This window comes from Pedobacter sp. 10L46_2, assembly GCF_056395165.1.
This window is the reverse complement of the sequence record NZ_JBFTIZ010000276.1, coordinates 1-5,597: the sequence shown is the minus strand read 5'-3', so window position 1 is coordinate 5,597 and position 5,597 is coordinate 1. Positions and strand designations below refer to the sequence as shown.

5 protein-coding genes are annotated in these 5,597 nt (G+C 40.8%); 3 read left to right on the top strand and 2 right to left on the bottom strand.

Annotated elements, in window-relative coordinates; translation table 11 throughout:
• Positions 1 to 583: 583 nt before the first annotated feature.
• Entirely contained in the window at positions 584 to 2,251 is a 1,668-nt protein-coding gene (locus tag AC1DDX_RS22160) for a P-loop NTPase family protein (protein ID WP_337715292.1), read from the top strand.
• A 266-nt stretch (positions 2,252 to 2,517) separates the two neighbouring features.
• Here the strand turns inward: AC1DDX_RS22160 and AC1DDX_RS22155 are convergent, their stop codons facing one another.
• Together AC1DDX_RS22155 and AC1DDX_RS22150 are read right to left on the bottom strand one after the other, a co-directional pair.
• Entirely contained in the window at positions 2,518 to 3,153 is a 636-nt protein-coding gene (locus AC1DDX_RS22155) for a ribonuclease H family protein (protein WP_337715290.1), read from the bottom strand.
• 6 nt (positions 3,154 to 3,159) lie between these two features.
• Complete coding sequence (locus AC1DDX_RS22150) at positions 3,160 to 3,891, bottom strand: nucleotide-binding protein (RefSeq protein WP_337715288.1); 732 nt, start codon at positions 3,889 to 3,891, stop codon at positions 3,160 to 3,162.
• Between the two features lie 173 nt (positions 3,892 to 4,064).
• Between AC1DDX_RS22150 and AC1DDX_RS22145 the strand changes: the two genes are divergently transcribed.
• Both AC1DDX_RS22145 and AC1DDX_RS22140 read left to right on the top strand, forming a co-directional pair.
• Positions 4,065 to 4,568 (top strand): hypothetical protein, encoded by a 504-nt coding sequence (locus tag AC1DDX_RS22145; RefSeq protein ID WP_337715285.1) that lies wholly within the window; start codon positions 4,065 to 4,067, stop codon positions 4,566 to 4,568.
• A 137-nt stretch (positions 4,569 to 4,705) separates the two neighbouring features.
• The coding region (locus tag AC1DDX_RS22140; RefSeq protein WP_477622611.1) for an AlbA family DNA-binding domain-containing protein at positions 4,706 to 5,597 on the top strand (892 nt) is incomplete at its 3' end.

Below are 5,597 nucleotides of genomic sequence, written 5' to 3'. Positions count from 1 at the left end.
GGTAAGAAGATCGTGAGGACGAATCAGTATTCTTTACTCGCTATCATATCCACGTCAATTGTGTTACTTTTGTTTTTGAGATATTTACTATCCTAAGACATCGATTCAAAAATCACCAGTGTATAGTTTTTAGTGAAAACATACACACATCCTCTATACACTGGTGAATAAAATTATTGTTATTTGCGATCAGTAAAATTACATATAATACTTCACTTCATGTATAGGTTAGTGGATTATTGTTAGGATTTCCAAAACTTTAACTATTTAAAAATGGCACCCAGTTCGATGAGCTATTTGACTGATGTACAGTTGTTTTTAGCTATTTATAAACCAGTTCCCTGAACTTAAGAAAACCTAAATAAAAATCCCAGATGATTACGGATACATGAGAATTTATTTCGAAAATCTGAAAATCATCTTTGCTGAACCAATGAAGCAGGGGTAACAATAATCCTAATTGCAACAACTTACTAGCCGACGGCAAGTGATGGATAAGGTGAGTGAGGGTATGGTTAAATTTTTATTTCTTTAAGTTTAAATGAAATTAAAAGGTTAAAGATGGCCTAAAATTCTAATCAAGATGAAAAGACTGACACCTGTTCTCGACTACAGCACCTTTTATCCGGGTCATCAAACTCCAAAAGAACCACTAGAGATAATCAAAGGATATGATCTTGAAATGGTGGTCCTAACTATGATAGGACTTAGGAACTCTTTGGACAGGAACCGGTACCAGCATCAAAAAGATGGGGCCGTAGAAAATATCATCGGAAACCTTCCACCAGAAAAGGCCAGAAGACTCAAAGCATTTCTTGGAAGTGGTCACAGCTTTACTTTTGTTCAATCCGCTGTGATCGATAAGATTGTGCTGGATCTATTTAAAAGTCTCAAGGACAACCAGATTACCAGGGAACTCAATGACGGGCAGTACGAGCAGCGCATATTTGACGTACTGCTCAGTTATAATGAGCACTATTACGATAACGGGATCTTGGACAGATCTTTTACGAACCATGAATTGATGTGGACACTGGTGATGATGCAGGGTGTAAGCCGTGTATCCAAAGTTGATTTTGTCCGGACTGGCTTGATCAAGCACCTCTTGATGTTGGATTTCTTGCAAAAATCACTGGGCGCTGATTTCATAGCGCTACAAAAAAGCTTTAGAGAAAGGACAGGTCTTGAAACCATTTATTTTTTCATCATGTCCCTAAGGCACATCTTCGATTTCCTGGAAAGGAGTGGGGCATTGGTTCCTCAGCTTCAACGGCAGGATTCCTCGCTGTCCTATCTGGAACCAATGGAACTACTTATTAATAAAAAGGTGGCGAGCGAAGAGAATTTCAACATGGGGATGATGCTGTCAAAGCCGTTCTTTGAAACTTCAGCAGGTACCATATACGTTATTGACCATCGTAACTTTTCCCTGATTTCCGAACGTGCGTTTATGTACCTGCTGTTTTATAAAACCAATTATCAGAAATTAGCAGGTTTTAAGAATATGAATGGACTGCTAGCGCATTTTGGCAAGAAGTACTATGAAGAGTTTCTCATGGGAACCCTATTGAGGTCGTTGGAGAAGCAAGGGGTAAGGCTGCTTGAATCCGACGATATTTTTTTGGCTGACTTTACCCTAATTGTTAATGAGACTGAAGTCTTTGTCTTTGAGATAAAATCGGTGGCACAGCACTATCGTATTTTTGATGAGCAAAGTGCTGAAGAACTCCAAAAGCATGTAGATAAAAATTATGTGGAAGGCAAAAAGGGGATATCACAACTTGATAGGTATATAACTTACATCAAACAGGACGATAAAAAGCTATTGCAGATCCGCAATAGTTCTCATAAACTCAATATCTATCCGGTCATTATTTGCACCGACCCGAAGGCGGCCACCTATGGGATCAATGATTATGTCGGCCAAAAGGCAGATGAGGTATTTTCGAAGTTCGAGGCAGATTTTAAAAAGGTAATGCCGCTAACGATGATCCAGGCTGATTTCTTCGTGGATAATATTTCGTTGCTGTCCAAGGACAAGACGATGCTTAAAAAACTTATCAACGAGTACCACTATTTCCTGAAGCGCGAAAAGCAACGGTTTAAAAAAGACGGTACTTCGCAGAACCTGATCAGATCGATGACCAGCTTTGACCAGTATGCCATTGATAAATTTGGGGCATTCACTCTGCCCCAAGAGCAAATCTATTATGACCTAAAAGAGATATTCCAACTCAATATTTCCGATTAGGATGAATAATTGGATAAACCAAGGTATACTGACCCCACTTGCCAAAATTAGGATACCCCCTTTTTCTGTTAGATATCAAGTTGTTATCTTAGTTTTTGAAATTGGCAAAGAGGAGTTAATCATTTTGGATTTTCCACTCAGGTTATTTTGTAGCAGTTTTAAGAAAAAACCGGGATGACCTGCACGAATTTGGAAAGTTTCATCGAGTCTATATTCAAAATTCGTAGGTACTGCATCAACACGTTGGATTGGTGTGCTGGTAATATCTATTTCCTGCCGAAATCAGCTGGGTTCTCGCCCCATTCCTTGGTTTGCCACTTTTTTATTTTGGTAGCATAGCTATTATTCACGAGCCAGTTTTCAGCTCTGCGTACTATAGCGATAATGGGCAAGTTTATATCAGTTGTGGCGATTTTAGTTTTAGCCATTTTGTTTTTTACCCAAGTTATTGCGGTCTGGCTATCCGAATAGATAAGTGTAATTTCAGGATGCTCTTTGCAATAGGTCAGTGCATGTACAATACCCAGAAATTCGGCGATATTATTAGTCCCGGTAAGAAATGGTCCTGCGTGAAAAGCTCTTTCGCCATCAGGAAAAAGGACGCCTTGATATTCCATCGCATTGGTCTTTGTGTTCCAGGCTCCGTCCACGCAAAGGCTATTCTCTTCCGGAAGAGCTGAATGTTTGGAAAGATCTGAAGAATGATTTGGGCCTTTGGTCTTACCAATGAATGTTGCACTATCTCTCGCAAATGCTTCCTTAGCTTGGTTTAAGCTGGAAAAGCTTTTATATACCGCACCTTCAAATTGATGTATCTGTGCTTTACAATCTTCCCATGAGAGGTACACGCCTGGCTTACGACCTACCCATACCGTATAATACTTTTGCTTTTCTTTTGCCATCGTACACTATCTTATAGCATCCAGTGCACGTTTATGATCGATTGGAAATCCTGATCTCTCCAGTCTCTCCACAAGTGCGAGGCCAACTTCTTTTACATGGTCAGTAAAGGAGTGGTAGATAATCCCATCTGTATCGGAAGGTCTTTCTAATCGGCCTTTCACAAGAATCAAGGTGTTCTGCCGCCCTAATTTTGAAATTAACATGCCCATTTCAAGAATGACATTTTGCCTTGCCCGCTCTTTGATGGCTCCCTCCCCATCTCTTTTTGCATATCCCAAATCATCAGGTGTCAATAAAACGATGCCAACGTTTGCCGTCCCTTCTGTGCCCAGATGCCTTTCTAAGGCCTCAATGATTGTCAATCCTTCTCCACTTGATTTTGCTAGTATAAAAGGTTCTATTCCTAATTTGCTGAGGATAAGTTCCAACTGATCACGGCTGGTTTGATCATGACCATACACTACAAACAGTTGTGGTGATTTTGCAACTTCTGGTTTGCTTTCAGTCGGGATCAACTTAGCCTCTCCAGCTCCCGGATTTCTGATTAAGGCGTCGATTTTTCCTTTTGAAGTTCCTTTACCCTGACTTAATATGGTTTCTGTATTATATAGTGATAAAACTGCACCATCAGGGGTAATGAATTTATAGCCATTAGGAATTTCAGACCATGTACCATCAATTTTATGTTCTCCTAGGAGAGATTGCAGCGCTGAGAGCCCGCCTTTAAATTTTGCCATTAGATATTTAGTTTAGGCTAATATAGTAATTAAAGGATTACAGTGGTTGTCTGATAACGGGTCCATATGCGCCCAAAACGAACGGATTAGGTAATTGTCGTTTCAAAGGGGATTGGGTTTGACATAGGGCATCCAAAAATAAAAAATTATCTTTAAGGCCAACCAATTAAACCATGGATATAGTCATTAGCATTAAAGTCAGAAACCCCGAATGGCATGAGGACGAGGATGGAACGCCACTCAGCGCAGAAGGGCGCGAACTTCTTCCTTCAGATGTTCCAAAACATAATTATTCAGTTAAATTTAAAATGGCTGAGCAGACAGTGCGGTACGAACAAAAGGCTGATCAGACCTACGCTCTCAAGTTTTTAGCACCTGACCAGATTGGTTTGGAGAATCCCATCTTTCAGACGGTAATATTAAAAGACATCGATGCGACTGAGTTTGTTCATGAAGAAAGGAGCACTTGGGTGGTGGTGTCCAATGAGCTTATTCACAACACCATTTCTGCACAGAATTCAGGTGGTGGAAGATATTACTGGTATTATTACCTCCATGGTGACGCAGATTATTTTGAGTTCACAAGAAACATATGGCTATCCAAGTCGCATGTTGACCAGATTCTAAAGGAGGTGCCCAGTTTCAGTCTGGAGCATCACATCAAGTTCCGCAAATAAATTGATCATGCGCTGTCTTTCAGTTTTTAACACGCTGTCTGATAGTTGCTTAGTAAAATGAGACATAATTAAAGCATTTAATGGATATGAAATTACCCAAGCCAGCTCAAATCACTGTAGAAGATCTAATTGCCTTGGTGACAAATCAGGTGCCTGAAGACCAAAACCTGGAATACAAAAGTTTATTGTCGTTAAAAATTGCAAGCGAGAAGAAGGAATTCTTGCAGGACGTTTCGTCCTTTGCGAACTGCAAAGGAGGAATCATCATTTATGGGATAGGGGAGACTAAGGGCGTGCCTACTTCGGCTGACGGCTTTCCTATTGACAATCTCGATCAAACCCTCAGGCAGATAGACAGCCTGATCCTGGACAGCATTAGTCCGAGAATGCCAGTGGAGATCCGGATATGGAAATTGGATACCGGAAATTATCTGCTGATGATTGCCGTCAAAGAAAGTGCTGACAAGCCTCACCAGGTCCAGATCGATAAGAGCAAAGTTTGTTATTCCAGGACCTCCAATCGTAAATATCAACTGGATATTCAGGAGATCGAAGCCATGTTGAGACAGAAAAATGAGCTGCGAACAATGGTAAACAAACTTTCTGAGCAACATTTGGAACGCATGCTAAACGACGCTACATTCAAAGAGCTACCGGTTGCGGTTTTGCAAATGATTCCCGGTTCAGTCTCAAACCCGGACGTTCGTTACCCTATACTGGATGCTCAATATGGAGCGTTTGATCTGGCGCCTTTGGGTGGTGGAAGCCGCACACCGAAGGCAAACTTCGAAGGAGTAAGAATTGCTGTCAATATGCCTGGATTTAGTTTTGCGCCCAATTACCTGCAGGTGTATAAGAATGGCATAATGGAAACACTAAACCATACGATTTTATATCGACAAGACATGCTCAACGCTCGGCTTCTGGAAGGTTATGTAATGCGGGAACTGATGAACTACCTTAAATTTTTAAAAGGATTGGAGGTGCAATTACCTGTATATATAAGGCTAGTGCTTTCCGGTGTAAGGG